Genomic DNA, 536 nt, shown 5'->3' on the forward strand with positions numbered 1-536 from the left:
CGCCACGGCGTTTAGGACGGCGGGCAGTGTTTCAGCATTGCCCGATGAGACATGCTCACCGGAACCAGTGTTAGGGATACCGGCGAGCGCCAGAAATTCATCAATGGTCATGCTGCGGTTTTCGGTCTTGCGTTTCCACGGCCACATATCACAACCCCGCCAGATAAGCCCAATGGGAACGCAGATCCACCAGTTCCGGGTGCTGGGTCAACAGTGAACGCTTGGCGATCTGAATGTCGGTTTCACGATAGGCCGGTAAGCTGGTGATGGTGATTTCGCGCAGCTCGGCGGCCAGCACGGTACGGACATACGGTTGTTGGGTGCTGTCCCACTGGTCTTTCAGCGCCCGGAACCCGAAGGACATGCCGGAAATGTCGCCCCGCTCAACCAGGATCAGCACATCGCGCCCCAGTTGGGTATCGGGCGGTGTCAGCTCAAAGCGCAAGCCGGTGGCGTCTTCACTCAATACCAGGGTGCCGGAGGTATTGCGGCCTAACAGCGCGGTATGGTCATGCTCGTACAGGGCGCGAACATCA

The 536-nt window shown here is 59.1% G+C and carries 1 protein-coding gene and 1 pseudogene; both read right to left on the reverse strand.

Translation table 11 applies throughout. The features are described from left to right. A pseudogene (locus IV04_RS26970) lies at positions 1–147 on the reverse strand (phage portal protein); the annotation flags it as partial. Between the two features lies 1 nt (position 148). Then, positions 149–536: HK97 family phage prohead protease (locus IV04_RS23880; protein ID WP_037441666.1), on the reverse strand; the 388-nt coding region annotated here is incomplete at its 5' end.

The sequence above is a fragment of the Serratia sp. Ag1 genome (assembly GCF_000743355.1).
Taxonomy (GTDB): Bacteria; Pseudomonadota; Gammaproteobacteria; order Enterobacterales; family Enterobacteriaceae; genus Chania.